The organism is Pseudomonas sp. SWI44 (assembly GCF_002947915.1).
GTDB lineage: Bacteria > Pseudomonadota > Gammaproteobacteria > Pseudomonadales > Pseudomonadaceae > Aquipseudomonas > Aquipseudomonas taiwanensis.
In genome coordinates, this window is sequence record NZ_CP026674.1 from 1,774,231 (window position 1) to 1,789,791 (window position 15,561).

15 protein-coding genes are annotated in these 15,561 nt (G+C 63.8%); 6 read left to right on the forward strand and 9 right to left on the reverse strand.

Annotated features, from left to right (window positions below; genetic code table 11):
- Positions 1-311 precede the first annotated feature (311 nt).
- Together C4Q26_RS08470 and C4Q26_RS08475 are read left to right on the forward strand one after the other, a co-directional pair.
- Positions 312-554, forward strand: a complete 243-nt coding sequence (locus tag C4Q26_RS08470; protein WP_104882984.1) for a hypothetical protein — start codon at positions 312-314, stop codon at positions 552-554.
- Between the two features lie 132 nt (positions 555-686).
- Positions 687-950: a DUF3077 domain-containing protein gene (locus C4Q26_RS08475; protein ID WP_104882985.1), complete on the forward strand. Its 264-nt coding sequence runs from the start codon at positions 687-689 to the stop codon at positions 948-950.
- A 71-nt stretch (positions 951-1,021) separates the two neighbouring features.
- Here C4Q26_RS08475 and gabP read toward each other — a convergent pair whose 3' ends face one another.
- The 3 genes from gabP to C4Q26_RS08490 all read right to left on the reverse strand — a co-directional run bounded on the left by gabP (position 1,022) and on the right by C4Q26_RS08490 (position 5,647).
- Entirely contained in the window at positions 1,022-2,413 is a 1,392-nt protein-coding gene (gabP, locus tag C4Q26_RS08480; protein ID WP_023378589.1) for a GABA permease, read from the reverse strand.
- Positions 2,414-2,905: 492 nt separating this feature from the next.
- Positions 2,906-4,273, reverse strand: a complete 1,368-nt coding sequence (gene gudD / locus C4Q26_RS08485) for a glucarate dehydratase (protein WP_371919416.1) — start codon at positions 4,271-4,273, stop codon at positions 2,906-2,908.
- A 24-nt stretch (positions 4,274-4,297) separates the two neighbouring features.
- Positions 4,298-5,647, reverse strand: a complete 1,350-nt coding sequence (locus C4Q26_RS08490) for an MFS transporter (protein ID WP_104882986.1) — start codon at positions 5,645-5,647, stop codon at positions 4,298-4,300.
- Between the two features lie 290 nt (positions 5,648-5,937).
- On the opposite strand from C4Q26_RS08490, the gene C4Q26_RS08495 reads away from it, so the two are divergent.
- Positions 5,938-6,630, forward strand: coding sequence for a FadR/GntR family transcriptional regulator (locus C4Q26_RS08495; protein ID WP_023378586.1), 693 nt, complete (start codon positions 5,938-5,940; stop codon positions 6,628-6,630).
- A 9-nt stretch (positions 6,631-6,639) separates the two neighbouring features.
- Here C4Q26_RS08495 and C4Q26_RS08500 read toward each other — a convergent pair whose 3' ends face one another.
- The 4 genes from C4Q26_RS08500 to C4Q26_RS08515 all read right to left on the reverse strand — a co-directional run bounded on the left by C4Q26_RS08500 (position 6,640) and on the right by C4Q26_RS08515 (position 9,900).
- Entirely contained in the window at positions 6,640-7,650 is a 1,011-nt protein-coding gene (locus C4Q26_RS08500) for an NAD(P)-dependent alcohol dehydrogenase (protein WP_023378585.1), read from the reverse strand.
- 128 nt (positions 7,651-7,778) lie between these two features.
- Positions 7,779-8,369: an HAD family hydrolase gene (locus C4Q26_RS08505; RefSeq protein ID WP_027908005.1), complete on the reverse strand. Its 591-nt coding sequence runs from the start codon at positions 8,367-8,369 to the stop codon at positions 7,779-7,781.
- Positions 8,366-9,235 carry an acyl-CoA thioesterase II gene (tesB, locus tag C4Q26_RS08510; RefSeq protein WP_023378583.1) on the reverse strand — a complete coding sequence of 290 codons (870 nt, stop codon included), beginning with the start codon at positions 9,233-9,235 and terminating at the stop codon, positions 8,366-8,368. The genes C4Q26_RS08505 and tesB overlap by 4 nt, the downstream gene beginning before the upstream one ends.
- Before the next feature lie 95 nt (positions 9,236-9,330).
- Positions 9,331-9,900: a GNAT family N-acetyltransferase gene (locus tag C4Q26_RS08515; RefSeq protein ID WP_023378582.1), complete on the reverse strand. Its 570-nt coding sequence runs from the start codon at positions 9,898-9,900 to the stop codon at positions 9,331-9,333.
- Positions 9,901-10,063: 163 nt separating this feature from the next.
- Here C4Q26_RS08515 and C4Q26_RS08520 point away from each other — a divergent pair, with 163 nt between their 5' ends.
- The 3 genes from C4Q26_RS08520 (at position 10,064) to C4Q26_RS08530 (ending at position 13,143) form a co-directional block, all read left to right on the forward strand.
- The gene (locus C4Q26_RS08520) at positions 10,064-10,753 is read left to right on the forward strand and encodes a histidine phosphatase family protein (RefSeq protein WP_023378581.1); all 690 of its coding nucleotides are present in this window, start codon (positions 10,064-10,066) and stop codon (positions 10,751-10,753) included.
- A 75-nt stretch (positions 10,754-10,828) separates the two neighbouring features.
- Entirely contained in the window at positions 10,829-11,743 is a 915-nt protein-coding gene (locus C4Q26_RS08525; RefSeq protein WP_023378579.1) for a histone deacetylase, read from the forward strand.
- Positions 11,744-11,892: 149 nt separating this feature from the next.
- Positions 11,893-13,143: a TIGR03862 family flavoprotein gene (locus C4Q26_RS08530; protein ID WP_104882987.1), complete on the forward strand. Its 1,251-nt coding sequence runs from the start codon at positions 11,893-11,895 to the stop codon at positions 13,141-13,143.
- Between the two features lie 45 nt (positions 13,144-13,188).
- Here C4Q26_RS08530 and C4Q26_RS08535 read toward each other — a convergent pair whose 3' ends face one another.
- Positions 13,189-14,520, reverse strand: coding sequence for a DEAD/DEAH box helicase (locus C4Q26_RS08535; protein ID WP_104882988.1), 1,332 nt, complete (start codon positions 14,518-14,520; stop codon positions 13,189-13,191).
- A gap of 56 nt (positions 14,521-14,576) precedes the next feature.
- Positions 14,577-15,497, reverse strand: coding sequence for a drug/metabolite exporter YedA (gene yedA / locus C4Q26_RS08540; protein ID WP_023378576.1), 921 nt, complete (start codon positions 15,495-15,497; stop codon positions 14,577-14,579).
- Between the last annotated feature and the right edge of the window lie 64 nt (positions 15,498-15,561).

Genomic DNA, 15,561 nt, shown 5'->3' on the forward strand with positions numbered 1-15,561 from the left:
ACTTAAGCCCTTCCGTGTAGGCCATTTCCCAAAGATACTCCCCTCGCCTATTTTCCATTGCACACGCTGAATGCTGACTCTAGTCTCGGCCTGTCGTTGGTACTCAACGACCGGGTTTAGCCGCCCGCAATCGTCGGACACCGCAGCAGTGCAATACCGAGCAATCGGCATTGGCGCCTTATGGCGGCTGTGCGTGGGGCACCTTCGGGTGCGCCGGGTGCCTGACGTCCCGGTCGGCTAACCCGCGTACAGCTGCCACCTTACTGATTAGCCGCGGTTGGTGGCCGCTTCACTACGTCAGGAGCCGAACCATGCTGAAGGTTGTCCCCGATCCACCCCACCACCTCCATTCCCTGGAAGACACGCTCATCCTGGCCTCGGACTACGCAGTCTGTGCCGAAGCCGTCGCTCACCAAGCGATGCTGATGCAGCCCAAATCGCCCGCATCGTTGCTGCTCATGGCGTCGATGCACGAGCTCGAAACCCTGCGAAGGTTACTCGAAACCGCACTGGCCCAGGTCCAACAACCAGCGGACCCGCAAACGCTGCATTGACCCGCCATCACGACCTGCCTGGCCCTTTCCCCCCCACTCAGCCCCGCCTCGTCGAGCGCTGAACCTGTACGAGCCCGGCTTGCCGGCAATAGGGCCAGCCCAGGCACCGTCCCACCCCAGGGAGATTCCTCAATGGCCACCGAAGACATCAAATGCACAGTGGGCAAAACCATCTTCTACCAAGGTGAAAACAAGACCCACCCCCTGTTTCGCATCGAAGCCGGCATCCCCTGCCAAAACGCCCGCGAACAGGCCTCGGAACTGATGGGCTATGCACGAGACCTGACCATCGACGGGTTGATGGAGGACAAACCCAGCCTGATATGGGCTGCGCATTACCTCTGCGCGCTGGGCAAAGCCCTGCTGGATGATGCTGAATTGGGCCTGCTGCGTTGAAGCAAGTCGCCCCCAAACAAAAAGAGCACCCATCCCAGGGTGCTCTTTTCACCTTCAATCAGTGAACCCCATCAGCCCACCGACCGCACCGCCACTGCCCGCGCATGCCCACGCGAGGTCACGATCCCTAGGAAGGAAATCACGATCGCCAGGCTCAAGGTCGCCGTCACCTCAGCCCGGTGCTCCGGGGTATACATCATCACCGCCAGCGCACCGCTGATGAAGGCAATCACCGCCCAGGTCAGCCATGGGAACAGCCACATGCGGAACTTCAGCTCGGCATTTTCCCGCTCCAGGCGACGGCGCATGCGCAGCTGGGAAATGGCGATCACCAGGTACACCAGCAAAGCGATGGCGCCGGAGCTTGCGAGCAGGAACTCGAAAACGCCCTTGGGCGCGAAGTAATTGAGGACGGCGATGGCCGCGCCGATCAGGGTGCTGCCGAACACGGCCGCACGCGGCACGCCGACCTTGGAGGTCTTGTTGAGGAAGGCTGGGGCATCACCGCGCTTGGCCAAGGAGTACATCATCCGCGAGGCGATGTAGATCGACGAGTTCATGCAACTGGTGACGGCGATCAGCACCACGAAATCCACCATCAGTGCGGCATTGGGGATGTTCATGATCTCCAGCGCGCGCTGGTACGAACCCACCACCGCAAGCTGTGGATCGTTCCACGGCACCACCGAGATGATCACGAAGATCGACAGGATGTAGAAGGTGCTGATGCGCCAGATCACCGAGCGGGTGGCCTTGGCGATGTTGCGCGAGGGGTCGCTGGACTCGGATGCGGCGATGGTCACCGCCTCGGTGCCAATGAAGCTGAACATCACGGTGATGAAGGCACCGACCACCGCCGACCAGCCTTTGGGGGCGAAGCCGCCGTACTCGGCCATCAGGGTGCTCAGGCCGCTGACTTCGCGGTTGGGCAGCCAGCCCATCAGCGCGGCGAAACCTAGGCCGATGAAGCCCAGAATCGCCGTGACCTTGAGGATGGCGAACCAGAACTCGAACTCACCGTACTTGGCCACGCTGAACAGGTTGGTGCTGGCCAGCAGCAGGACTGACGCGAGGGCGAAGATCCAGCTGTCCACCTGCGGGAACCAGGCGTTGAGCACGTGCCCGGCGGCAAGTGCTTCGATGGGAATCACCAGGACCCAGAACCACCAGTACAACCAGCCGATGGTGTAGCCGGCCCAGCGGCCTATGGCCTGGTCGGCGTAGGTGGAGAATGAACCCGTATCGGGGTGCGCTACGGCCATTTCGCCGAGCATGCGCATGACCAGCACCACCAGGGTTCCGGCCACGAAGTAAGAAAGAATGGTTGCTGGCCCGGCCGCCGCGATGGCGTGCCCGGAACCCACGAAAAGTCCGGCGCCGATGATGCCCGCGATGGACAGCATCGTTACGTGACGTGGCTTGAAACCTTGTGCAAGGTTGCCATCAGATCCCACGGTGCTCATTGATGTTGTTCTCTTTTTGCTGACACAAGGAAAGGACGGGCAGACGTAAGCGAAAAAATCTCCTTGGGAAGAACGTAAGGGGCACGTCACTCGCGCTCTGTTGTAGGCCTTTTGCACGCTTTACAGAGCAACGCGCCAGCGGAATTCGGGCTTCATTTAAGCCCTGTGAGGCTGTAGGAAATTACACGAGAACGTCCCGTAGGTGCGCGATCACGACAAGGGTTTTCCGATTGCGTCACAAGTTGCAGATGGCGTGTCTGAACGCGCCTGCTGGCGAATTGGAGGTTTCGTTTTTCATGCGGATGTGCTGGAGCGGCGTGAGCCTGCGGGGCGGGGTTAAGGGCGGAGTAGACGTTTCCGGGAGGATGGCACCGGCTTCGCCGGTGTTCGCGAGTGAAACGCGCTCCTACAGGATCCCGGCGGTTTTTGGGGACGGCGCCGTGCCTGTAAGAGCGGTTTATCCGCGAAAGGGCTTTCGCGAGCAGATTGGAATCAGCGCACCAGGCAGGGCCGCTTGTGATCGAACGTCCAGCCCGGAATCAGAAATTGCATCGCCACACTGTCATCCCGTGCGCCGAGCCCCATGTTGCGGTAGCACTCATGGGCCTTGGCCAGTTGGTCTTCATCGAGCTCCACGCCCAGCCCGGGGCGCTGCGGCACGCGCACATGGCCGTCGATGATGCGCAGCGGCTCGCGCGTCAGGCGCTGGCCGTCCTGCCAGATCCAGTGGGTGTCGATCGCGGTGATCTCGCCCGGCGCCGCGGCCGCCACCTGGGTGAACATGGCCAGGGAAATATCGAAGTGGTTGTTGGAGTGCGAGCCCCAGGTCAGCCCCCAGTCGTTGCACATCTGCGCTACACGCACCGAACCCTGCAGGGTCCAGAAGTGTGGGTCGGCCAGCGGAATGTCCACCGACTGCAACTGAATCGCGTGGCCCATCTGCCGCCAGTCGGTGGCGATCATGTTGGTGGCGGTTGGCAGCCCGGTCGCACGACGGAATTCCGCCATCACTTCACGGCCCGAGTAGCCATTTTCGGCACCGCATGGGTCTTCGGCGTAAGCCAGCACAGCGTGCTTGTCGCGGCACAGGGCGATGGCTTGCTTGAGTGACCATGCACCGTTGGGGTCCAGGGTGATGCGTGCCTCAGGGAAGCGCTCGGCCAGGGCGGTGACCGCTTCCATCTCCTCCTCGCCACGCAGCACGCCGCCCTTGAGCTTGAAGTCGCCAAAGCCATAACGCGCCTTCGCAGCTTCCGCCAGGCGCACCACGGCCTCAGGGGTCAGGGCTTTTTCGTGGCGTAGGCGGAACCAGTCGTTATCGGCGTCGGCTTCGTTGCGGTAGGCCAGGCTGGTCTGCTGACGGTCACCGATGTAGAACAGGTAACCCAGCATCTTGACTGCTTCGCGCTGCTGGCCTTCACCCAGCAGTGCTGCCATCGGCACCCCCAGGTGCTGGCCAAGCAGGTCGAGCAAGGCCGACTCGATGGCCGTCACCGCGTGCACGGTGATGCGCAGGTCGAAGGTCTGCAGGCCACGACCAGCAGCGTCGCGGTTGCCGAACGTCTGGCGCATGGCGTTGAGCACGCGCTGGTAGTGGCCGATGGGCTGGCCGACCACCAGGCTGCGGGCGTCCTCCAGGGTCTGGCGAATGCTCTCGCCGCCAGGCACTTCACCCAGGCCGGTATTGCCAGCGCTGTCACGCAGCACCACAACGTTGCGGGTGAAGTACGGGCCATGGGCACCGCTGAGGTTGAGCAGCATGCTGTCGTGGCCGGCCACCGGGATCACGCGCAGGTCGGTGACCACTGGGGTAGCGGTGTGTACCGGGGAGCCGCTGAAGGATTCTGGAGTGCTCTGCATGTTCATGTAGGGTTTCCTGCAGGTTCAGTGGGTCTGGCTCAACGCCGACTGCGGCTTGAGGCTGTTCGAGGAGGTGTTGGGGCGGGTGCGGACGAAGAACACCAGGATCGCTGCCAGTACCGAGGTCACCGCCAGGCCATACAGGCCACCCTGGATCGAGCCGGTCTGCTGCTCGAGCAGGCCGAAGGTGGTGGGAGCGACAAAGCCACCGAGGTTGCCGACGGAGTTGATCAGGGCGATCACCGCCGCAGCGATCCGCGCATCCAGGTACCCCTGGGGGATTGGCCAGAACAACGACGAGGCCGATTTGAAACCGATGGCGGCGAAGCACACGGCGACGAATGCGAAGACCGGCCCGCCCGTGGTGGAAATGAACATGCCGATGGCCGCGACCACCAGCGCGGCGGCCACCCAGGCCTGCTGGAACTTCCAGCGCGCCGAGCCTGCCGCGAAGGCATACATCGCCAGGATCGAGATCAGCCAGGGGATGGAGTTGAAGAAGCCCACCTGAATGTCGGACAGCTCGCCCATGCGCTTGATGATGCTCGGCAGCCAGAAGGTCGCTGCGTAGATGGTCAGCTGGATGCAGAAGTAGATCACGCAGAACAGCACGATCTGACGGTCCTTGAGCAGTCGCCAGGCCGACACCTTCACCACCCCGCCCGCCTCGCGCTCACGCTGCTCGCGGTCGATGGTTTCGACCAGGGCATCCTGCTCGGCCTTGCCCAGCCACTTGGCGTCCTGTGGTTTGGAGTCGAGCCAGAAGAACACGAAGAAGCACAGCACCACCGAGGCCATGCCTTCGATGAACAGCATCCACTGCCAGCCGTGCAGGCCCATGCCCTGAATCTGCATCAAGGCGCCGGCCAGGGGCCCGGAAATCAGCGATGCCACTGCCGAACCGCTGAGGAAGATGGCAATGGCCTTGCCGCGCTCGGCAGCTGGCAACCAACGGGTGAAGTAATAGATGACCCCTGGGAAGAAACCGGCCTCGGCCACCCCCAGCAGGAAGCGCAGTACATAGAACTGGGTTTCGTTCTGCACGAACGCCATGGCCGTAGCGACCAGCCCCCAGGTGAACATGATGCGGGTCAGCCACAGGCGTGCACCGACACGCTGCAACAGCATGTTCGACGGCACTTCGAACAGGGCGTAGCCAATGAAGAAAAGCCCTGCGCCGAAACCGTAGGCCGCCGCGCTGATGCCAAGGTCGCTTTCCAGGTGCGGGCGCACGAAACCGATGTTGACGCGGTCGAGGTAGTTGACGATGAACATGATGACGAACAGCGGCAGGACATGGCGCTTGACCTTGGCCACGGCACTGGCCAACGCGTCGCCACCGCTTCGGGCGGACGGATCGAGGGTGTCGTTCACGTGAAATCTCCCACTAATTGTTTTTGTGCGGGTCGAGAGGCTGTCGTTGGCGGAAGGCAGTCCGCCGGGGTTGTCTGACAGGCCAGTGGGAACGAGCATATTCGCCGGGCAGTTGTACGACAAGACGTGAAAAACCATCTAAATGGCAAAATACAAGCTGCAAAAAGCCTAAATTGCGCGATATTCGTTAAAACAGCGGCAAGACCACTCCGTCTTCGATACAAAAAATCTGCAAAAAATATTTCGATGCATTAACTTGTCATACAAGTTAACGGCTACCAGGAAAACCCATGGACACCCACTCCCGTGGCCACAGCCGCGCCCACGACTTGGTTTCGAGCCTGACCCAACACATTCTGCTGGGCACCTTCCAGCCCGGTGACAAGCTGCCCTCAGAAAACACGCTCGTGCGCGAGCATGGCGTCAGCCGCACGGTGGTACGCGAGGCTTTGTCGAAGCTACAGGCGTCGGGACTGGTGGAGCCACGCCACGGGATCGGCACCTTCGTGATCGAGCGCCAGGCCCAGGCGGGCTTGCGGGTGGCGGCAGAGAACGCCGCCAGTGTGCGCGACCTGTTGGAGTTGAGAATCGGCCTGGAAGGCCAGGCCGCCGCCCTCGCCGCCCTGCGCCGCAGCGACGAGCACCTGAAGCGCATGCGCCAGGCGCTGGACGACTACCAGGACTTGGCAGCGGCCGGCGACAGCTGCATCGAGCCCGACCGGCGTTTCCACCTGCTGATTGCCGAAGCCACTGGCAACCTGTACTTCACCGAGATGATGATGCAGTTGGGCAATGGCATGATCCCGCGCAACCGCATGGCCCTGAACGAGCGTTCGGGCGCCAACCTGGCTCGCCATGCCTACCTGGCCAACCTCGAACACGAGGCCATCCTCAATGCCATTCGGCGCAAGGACCCGGATGCGGCGCGGGCGGCGATCTGCTTGCACCTGTCCAACAGCCGGGACCGTTTGTTGCCGGACTGACCGAACGGGTTACCAGGTCAGGCAGATCTTGCCGAAATGGCGATTGCTCTCCTGGTAGCGGAACGCATCGACGATCTGCTCCAGTTCGAAGTGCTTGTCTACCACAGGCCGCAGGCCATTGGCATCGATCGCCCGGACCATCGCCTGTTGCTGCGCCCGGCTGCCCACCAGCACGCCCTGCAGGCGGATCTGCCGTACCAGCGCCTGCACCAGCGGCAACTGCCCTGCCACACCGGTGAGGATGCCGATCAGCGAGATATGCCCGCCGATCCGTGCGGCGATCATCGACTGCTCCAGGGTCGCAGGGCCGCCCACTTCGATGACGTGATCGACACCCCGGTTGTCGGTGAGCTGGCGCACCTGCTCGCCCCAGGCGGGGGTGGTGCGGTAGTTGATCAGGTGGTCGGCGCCCAGCGACTTGAGGCGTTCGAGCTTGGCGTCGCTGGATGAGGTGGCGATGACCGTCGCGCCGGCCAACTTGGCGAATTGCAGGGCGAAGATCGACACCCCACCGGTGCCTTGCACCAGCACCGTGTCACCGGGCTTGAGGTGGTCATCGCTCATCAGCGCACGCCAGGCGGTGAGGCCGGCGGTGGTCAGCGTGGCGGCTTCGGCATGGCTGTAGCCTTTGGGGGCCAGGGTGAAGGCGGTGGCACGGGCGGTCACGTGTTCGCGGGCGTAACCGTCGATGCCATCACCGGGGACGCTGGCGAAGCCTTCGACCTGGGCCTGGCCGTCGAGCCAGCCTGGGAAGAAGGTGCTGACCACAGCATCGCCGACCTTGAATTCATCGACACCCGCGCCGACCGCAACCACGTCGCCCGCGCCATCGGCCATGGGAATACGCCGCTCGCTCGGCCCCCACATGCCGCTGACCACGGCGAAGTCATGGTAGTTGAGGGAGCTGGCGTGCAGGCGCACGGTGATCTCGCCGGCCTTTGGTGCCGGGGCCTCGCAGGTGCCGACCTGGACCTTGTCGTAGCCGCCGCCGGGTTGGACGTAGATGGCCTTGCTGCTCATGGCTGGAACTCCTTGGATGGGGAAGCAGAACAGGAGCTTAGCCAGCAATGGCGGCGGTGTCTGTAATGGCCCCATCGCCGGCGGACGCCGCGCAGCCCCAGGCGGATTGTCCGTTGGCGACAGGCCCTTCAGCCCAACAGGCTGCGCAACGCGTGGCAGTCGGCGGCATGCCAGTCGGCAAGCTCAGGCCAGGGGTTGTCCGGCAGGTTCACCAACACCGTTCGCGCGCCCGCTGCGCGCCCGCAATCGAGGTCGAAACGATAGTCCCCGACCATCACCAGCTCGCCCGGGGCCACGCCCCACGCATCAGCGATCTTCAACAAGCCATCTGGGCTGGGCTTGGGCGCGGCCTCGTCACGCCCGAGGATGTGCTCGACTGCAAAGCAGTCCGCCAAACCGATCGCTTCCAGGGTCACATGCGCCAGCTCCCGGGCATTACGGGTCAGAATACCCAGCCGGCAGCCACGCGCGGCCAGCTCACGCACCAGCTCCACCGCGCCGCTCGCGGCCGTGGAGGCAATGGCCAGGTCACGCTCGTGCTCCAGCAGCCAGGCATGCTTGGCTGCCGCCTCCGCTGCTGGCAACGCCGCCAGATGGGTGAGGATGTCATGCTCGGCAGGAATCTCCAACGCCTCGCGGATGGCCGCGAAATCGTGCACCGCCACGGTGAGCGTGCCGTCCATGTCGAACACCCAGTTGCGAATCTCGGCGAGGCTCATGCCCAGTCCTTGCGGTGACGAATCAGACCTTCCTGGGTGGAGGACGCCACCAACTGACCGGCGCGGTTGTAGATGCTGCCACGGCAGAAACCACGGGAGTTACCAGCCCACGGGCTGTCGGTGGCGTACAGCAGCCATTCATCGGCGCGCAGGTTACGGTGGAACCACAGCGCGTGGTCGAGGCTGGCGATCTGCATATCCTTCTGCCACACCGACTTGCCATGGGGCTGCAGCGAGGTGGTCAGCAGGCCGAAGTCCGAGGCATAGGCCAGCAGGTACTTGTGCAGCGCCGGGGTGTCCGGAAGGCTGCCGTCGGCGCGGAACCAGGCGTACTTGACCGGGTCGCCAGCCTTGGGATTGAACGGGTCGCGCTCGGTGACCGGGCGGATTTCGATCGGTTTGGCACACAGCACCTTCTCGCGAATGCGCTCGGGCAGGTGATCGGCCATGGTGCGCGCCAGCTCGACTTCACTGGGCAGATTCTCGGGGCCCACCACATCAGGCATCTGCGCCTGGTGCTCGAAGCCCTCCTCGTCGTACTGGAACGAGGCACTGCAGGTAAAGATGGTCTGGCCCTTCTGGATCGCCGTCACCCGGCGCGTGCTGAAGCTGCCGCCGTCGCGCACGCGGTCGACCGAATAGACCACCGGCAGGCTGGCATCGCCCGGCCGCAGGAAGTAGCCATGCAGCGAATGCACATGGCGCGCATCCTCGACCGTCTGGCTGGCCGCCGACAACGACTGGCCCAGTACCTGACCACCGTACAGCTGGCGGAAGCCCAGGTCCTGGCTGCGTCCGCGGAACAGGTTTTCCTCGATCGACTCGAGGCTCAACAGGTCGACCAGGTCGTCCAACACATGGCTCATCGGGGGTTCTCCTAGCAAGGCATCACAGCTCTTCGGCGCGCTCATCGGGGTAAATGATACAGGGTTTGTCATCGGCACCGCGCATGGCCAACCATTCAGCCGCGCAGGGTCTGCTCCCAGTGCGCCCGGTCGATGCGATACAGCACATGGGGGCGCAAAGGGTGACCTGCGGGTAGGCGGGGGTGTTCGAAACTGCCAGAAACGTCCTGCACCATGCCAATGGCCTGCATGACTTTCTGCGACGGCAGGTTGCCCTCGGTAGTGAACGACACCACTTCATCCAGGCGCAATTGGGCGAAAGCACAACGCAGGCACGTCCAGGCCGCCTCGCTGGCGAAACCCAACCCCCAGTGCCGCCGCGCCAGGCGCCAGCTTATCTCGACGGCCGGGGCGAAGGGGGCGTCGAAATTGACGTTGAGTAGGCCAGTCATGCCGATGAAGGCACCACTGTCCTTGCGCTCGAGCGCCCACAGGCCAAAGCCGTATTCGTTGAAGTGACCACGGATCCGTCCGATCAAGGCTGCCGCTTCCAGGCGCGTCATGGGGGCAGGGAAATAACGCATCACCTGCGGGTCCGCGCACAGGGCGGCGAACTCACGCAAGTCGTCGTCGTGCCATTGACGCAGCACCAGACGTGCGCTTTCCAGATGCAGGATAGGGGTCATCGATGAGGCTCCGGTTTCACGGTCTTGCAGTTTAAAGCGTAGGCGCGGCCAGGGCGCCTTGAATGCAATTTTCACAACCCCTTCACCGCCTCCCGACAGCACGCTTTCCAGAATGCCGGCATCCAACGCCGCGCCTGGCGCGGTCATGCCATCGGAGTGACGCATGCAGTCGAGCAACACACTGGAAGCCCCTATCGCCCACACCCAACGCAAGCGAAGTGGACGCCTGCGCACGCTTCTCGGTGCCGCCTTCGGCCTGTGCCTGATACTGGCGGCGTTGAGCACCTGGCTGGCAACGAGGACGCATATCGTGGACCTTGGCAACGAACAACAGTTAAGTGACAGCGGCCTGCTGCAGGACTGGGCCGAGGGTGCGGTGATCGTCATGGTCCGCCATGCCGAACGCTGCGACAGCGCCCCCGGCCCGTGCCTGGACGACCCCACCGGCATCACCGTGGCCGGCAGTGAGGCCGCCACCCGCGTCGGCCAGGGCTTGCAACACCTGGGGCTGGCCAACGCTGACATGCTCAGCAGCCCCAAGCTGCGCACACGCCAGACGGCTCATTTCATTCTTGGCCAAGCCGTGCCCAGCGAAGATTGGCTGGAGCGCTGCGACCGCTCGTTCGTCGACGATGCGCTGGCTCGCAAGCGCCCAGGCCACAACCTGGTGCTGGTCACCCACAATGGTTGCATCGACCATTTCCAGCGCGCGCAGAAGGTGGCTGGCGGCGAGCGTGACAGCGGATACGCCAGCGCCCTGTTCGTTTCGGTGGACAGCACCGGCAAGGCAAGGATCCTGGGGCGCATGAACGCGCCGGACTGGCAGCGGGTACTGGCCACGACCGAGCGGTAGCCTTGCAACGCTGGCATTGGCAACGACACGGCAACTGCTGGCAAGATGGCCGCTGGCCCTGAATGCGAACCTGCCATGCCGTTGCCGTTGATCTACCACGAAGACTACAGCCCGGAATTTCCCCCCGAGCACCGCTTCCCGATGGACAAGTTCCGCCTGTTGCACGATCACCTGATCGACAGCGGACTGACCACCGACCAGGCGCTGCTGCGTCCGGAAATCTGCCCGAACGACGTCCTCGCCCTGGCCCATGACAGGGGCTACATCGAGCGCTACATGAGTGGCGAACTGTCTCGCGAAGACCAGCGCCGTCTTGGCTTGCCATGGAGCGAGGCCCTGGCTCGGCGGACCGTGCGCGCCGTCGGCGGGTCGCTGCTCACCGCCGAAATGGCGCTGCGCCATGGGGTGGCCTGTCACCTGGCCGGCGGCACCCACCATGCCCACTATGACCACCCCGCCGGCTTCTGCATTTTCAACGACCTGGCGGTGATCAGCCGTTACCTGCTGGAGGCTGGGCGCGTGCACCGGGTCCTGATCTTCGACTGCGACGTGCATCAGGGCGACGGCACCGCGCGCATTCTCCATGACACCCCCGATGCCATCACCGTGTCGCTGCACTGTGAACAGAACTTCCCGGCCCGCAAGGCGCAAAGCGACTGGGACATCCCGTTGCCCCGAGGCATGGGCGACGCTGCGTACCTGAAGGTGGTGGACGATGCCCTCAACTACCTGTTACCGCTGTACCAGCCCGACCTCGTGCTGTACGACGCTGGGGTGGATGTGCACAAGGACGATGCCTTGGGTTACCTGCAACTGACCGATGAGGGCCTGGCTGCGCGTGACGAACAGGTCCTGCGCCATTGCCTGGGCCGCGATATCCCAGTGGTGGGCGTCATCGGTGGCGGCTACAGTAAGGACCGTCTGGCCCTGGCCAAGCGCCACGGGATCCTTCACCACAGCGCTGCGAAAGTCATCGGTTGTTCACAATGACTGTGGAACCGCTTGTGGATAACCTGCGGGAAAGCGGCTGCAGCCCTCTGAACACCTGGCGTACAAGGTACTGATCATTTTTTGTTCAGTGCCGCCACAGGCCTGCCTGCGGTAGAATGCGCGCTCTTTTCCACAGCCTGCCCCCCACCATGCCCGATCTACACCCTGCCTCCCCTCCCCTGGTCGCCGTCATTGGCGCCGGCCCCGCTGGCTTGATGGCCGCCGAAGCCCTGGCCCAGGCCGGCCTCGCCGTGGAGGTGTTCGACGCCATGCCTTCGGTGGGTCGCAAGTTCCTGCTGGCGGGCGTGGGTGGCATGAACATCACCCATTCCGAGGCTTACCCGGCCTTCGTTTCGCGCTACGCCGAACGCCAGGGTGAGATCGACGCCCTGCTGCACGACTTCGATGCCGATGCTTTGCGCCAGTGGATCCACGGCCTGGGCATCGAGACCTTCGTCGGCACGTCGGGCCGTGTCTTCCCCCGCGACATGAAAGCCGCGCCACTGCTGCGCGCCTGGCTCAAGCGCCTGCGCGACAGTGGCGTGGTTATCCACACCCGCCATCGCTGGCTGGGCTGGAACGATGACGGCAGCCTGCGGATTGCTTATCCACAGGGCGAACTGAGTGTACGCGCCAGTGCGGTAGTCTTGGCGTTGGGTGGTGGTAGCTGGGCACGCCTGGGCTCGGATGGCAGCTGGCAGCCGCTGCTGGCCGCCCGGGGTGTGGATATCTCGCCGCTGCAACCGAGCAACTGTGGCTTTGAAGTCGCAGGCTGGAGTGCATTGCTCAAGGACAAGTTCGCCGGCGCACCACTGAAGAACATCGCCCTCAGCGTGCCTGGCAGTGCGCCGCGCAAGGGCGAATTCATTCTTACCGCCCAGGGTGTCGAGGGCAGCCTGGTGTATGCCTGGTCGGCGCCGGTTCGCGAGGCGATCAACCGTGATGGCCGAGCAACGTTGCGACTCGACCTGCTGCCTGACCGGCCTGTGGATAAAATCGCTTTCGCCCTGGCCAAGCCACGAGGCTCGCGTTCCATGGCCAAGCACTTGCACAGCCAATTGGGGCTCGACGGCGTGAAAGCCGCCTTGCTGCGCGAACTGACCGACCAGGCCACCTTTGCCGACCCACAAGCGTTGGCACAGGCGATCAAGGCATTGCCCATCGAGTTGCTGCGTCCACGGCCGCTGGATGAAGCGATCAGCAGCGCCGGCGGCGTGCGCTTCGAGGGGCTGGATGAGGGGTTGATGATCAAGCAACTACCCGGCGTGTTTTGTGCCGGAGAGATGCTGGACTGGGAGGCCCCGACCGGGGGCTACCTGTTGACGGCGTGCTTTGCCAGCGGGCTGCGAGCGGGGCGCGCTGCCGCACAGTGGTTGGCCCATCCCAAACCCGCACGGTAGGCGCCGGCTCACCGGCGATTGGGCCGCAATGCGGCCCCGACCACCTCAAGGCTTACGCTTACGCGGCCCACTGTTGAAACTCGGCACCTTGCGTACTGCCTTGACCGGGGCTTCCGAGGCCCCAGACTCGGCACTGTCCATCCACCGTCCCAACCCACGCTTGGCGCTGTTCTCTTTCGGCTTCTTGGGCTTCTTCGGCTTCTTGATCACCTGGCCGCTGGCATCGGTCATCGGCACCCGGTGATCGGGGATGAAGTCCGGCTCTTCATGACGCGGTAGGGTCTGGCGGATCAAGGTTTCAATGCTGGCCAGCAGTTGCACTTCGTCGGCACACACCAGCGAAATGGCCTCGCCCTTGTTGCCCGCCCGGCCGGTGCGGCCGATGCGGTGCACATAGTCTTCGGCCACGATCGGCAGGTCCAGGTTGACCACCAGTGGCAGGTCGTCGATGTCCAGGCCGCGCGCCGCCACATCGGTGGCCACCAGCACCTGAATCTCGCGGGCCTTGAAACTGTCCAGCGCACGCTGGCGCGTGGCTTGTGGCCGGTCACCATGAATGCCATCGGCGTTCACGCCCTCGCCCATCAGACGCTCCACCAATTGGTCGACACCGTTACGGGTCTTGGCGAACACCAGCACTTGCTTCCAGCGTTGCTTGCGCAGCAGATGGCAGAACAGGTCGGCCTTGCGCTTCTTGTCCACCGGCACCAGCCACTGCTTGACCGTCGAAGCCGTGGTGTTGCGCGGGCTGACCTCGATGCTCAGCGGATCGTTCAGGGCCAGGCCCGCCAACATGCGGATCTGGTCGGAGAAGGTGGCGGAAAACAGCAGGGTCTGGCGCTTGCGCGGCAAGGCGGCATACACCGCCTGCAGTTCCTCGGCGAACCCCAGGTCGAGCATTCGGTCGGCTTCGTCGAGCACCAGGGTCTGCACTTGTGCGAACTTCACCGCATTCTGACGGAACAGGTCCAGCAGTCGCCCTGGGGTTGCCACCAACAGGTCGACACCCCGGCGCAGGCGCATCATCTGCGGGTTGATGCTGACACCGCCATACACCGCATAGGTGCTCAGCGGCAGGTTTTCGGCATACTCACGGATATTGGCATGCACCTGCTCGGCCAGTTCACGGGTCGGCACCAGCACCAGCGCTCGGATCGAGTTGCTGGCGACTTTTTCCCCTTCGAGGGCCAGGCGCTGCAACACCGGCAGGGCAAAACCCGCGGTCTTGCCGGTACCGGTCTGGGCCGCGGCCATCAGGTCGCGGCCGGCCAGCACGGCGGGAATGGCCTTGGCCTGGACAGGGGTCGGAGTGTTGTAGCCCAGGTGCTGCAACGTGCGCAGCAAGGGTTCGATCAGGCCGAGTTTGGCGAAATTCATGGCAATACCGTCAGGGGGGTTCAGCGAAGGCGGCAAGTTTACCGCAACACCCCACCCTACTTGCAGATTTCGCCTTTCAACGGCTGCACGGGCTGCGGCGGCCTGCGCCACTGTGGCAGGCCGATCAGCACTACCGCGCCAATGATCACCGCCATGGCCAGGCATTCTTCGGCGCCAATGGTCTCACCGGCAAAGACGATGCCGAGCAACACCGCAACCGCCGGATTGACATAGGCATAGCTGGTCGCTGCCGCCGGACGTACGTGCTTGAGCAGGTACATGTAGGCACTGAAGGCCAGGATCGAGCCGAAGAACACCAGGTAGGCAAGCGCGCCCCAACCGGCTGCGGTGGGCATCTGCGTCAAGCGCTCGCCGCTCAGGGCACTGCCCAGCAGCAATACCGCGCCGCCGACCAGCATCTCGGCGGCACTGGCCATCGCGCCCTGGGGCAAGGGCAGGTTTTTGCTCCACACCGAGCCGAACGCCCAGGCCGCCGCCGCGAACAGGATGAGTGCCGCGCCCATGGGGCTGGCTTGCAGGTTCGACCCCAGGTTCAGCAGCCCGATACCGACCAGGCCAAGGACGATCCCCGCCCACTCCAACCGCGAGTTGCGGTGACCGAACAGCAGCCCGAACAGCAAGGTGAAGAGGGGCACGGTGGCAACCGCCAAGGCCGCCACACCCGATGCAACCCCGGCATGCTCGGCAAGGGTCACACCGCCATTGCCGCAACTGAGCAACAGAAAGCCGATGGCGCCTGCCGCACGCCACTGCGTCCAGCTCGGTGCCGGCACCCCACGCCAGCGCAGGAAGCCATACAACAGGCTACCGGCAATCAAAAATCGCACCCCGGCCATGAGCATCGGCGGCCAGGTTTCGACACCGATGCGGATGAACAGGTAGGTGGAACCCCAGACCAGATACAAGGCCAGGAAGGCACCAATGAGCAACCAGGGAAGGCGACGGGAGGCAGGCATGGAAAAAGACTCGAAATCCGTTTACGGGTGACTTAGTTTAGAAAGGCTTCCGTGCAAACTTAAG

Bases quoted from the DNA above. Each gene is read 5' to 3' on its own strand.
- C4Q26_RS08470 (WP_104882984.1), top strand. From the start codon at position 312: ATGCTGAAGGTTGTCCCCGATCCACCCCACCACCTCCATTCCCTGGAA.
- C4Q26_RS08475 (WP_104882985.1), top strand. From the start codon at position 687: ATGGCCACCGAAGACATCAAATGCACAGTGGGCAAAACCATCTTCTAC.
- gabP (WP_023378589.1), bottom strand. From the start codon at position 2,413: ATGAGCACCGTGGGATCTGATGGCAACCTTGCACAAGGTTTCAAGCCA.
- gudD (WP_371919416.1), bottom strand. From the start codon at position 4,273: ATGCAGAGCACTCCAGAATCCTTCAGCGGCTCCCCGGTACACACCGCT.
- C4Q26_RS08495 (WP_023378586.1), top strand. From the start codon at position 5,938: ATGGACACCCACTCCCGTGGCCACAGCCGCGCCCACGACTTGGTTTCG.
- C4Q26_RS08500 (WP_023378585.1), bottom strand. From the start codon at position 7,650: ATGAGCAGCAAGGCCATCTACGTCCAACCCGGCGGCGGCTACGACAAG.
- C4Q26_RS08505 (WP_027908005.1), bottom strand. From the start codon at position 8,369: ATGAGCCTCGCCGAGATTCGCAACTGGGTGTTCGACATGGACGGCACG.
- tesB (WP_023378583.1), bottom strand. From the start codon at position 9,235: ATGAGCCATGTGTTGGACGACCTGGTCGACCTGTTGAGCCTCGAGTCG.
- C4Q26_RS08515 (WP_023378582.1), bottom strand. From the start codon at position 9,900: ATGACCCCTATCCTGCATCTGGAAAGCGCACGTCTGGTGCTGCGTCAA.
- C4Q26_RS08520 (WP_023378581.1), top strand. From the start codon at position 10,064: ATGCAGTCGAGCAACACACTGGAAGCCCCTATCGCCCACACCCAACGC.
- C4Q26_RS08525 (WP_023378579.1), top strand. From the start codon at position 10,829: ATGCCGTTGCCGTTGATCTACCACGAAGACTACAGCCCGGAATTTCCC.
- C4Q26_RS08530 (WP_104882987.1), top strand. From the start codon at position 11,893: ATGCCCGATCTACACCCTGCCTCCCCTCCCCTGGTCGCCGTCATTGGC.
- C4Q26_RS08535 (WP_104882988.1), bottom strand. From the start codon at position 14,520: ATGAATTTCGCCAAACTCGGCCTGATCGAACCCTTGCTGCGCACGTTG.
- yedA (WP_023378576.1), bottom strand. From the start codon at position 15,497: ATGCCTGCCTCCCGTCGCCTTCCCTGGTTGCTCATTGGTGCCTTCCTG.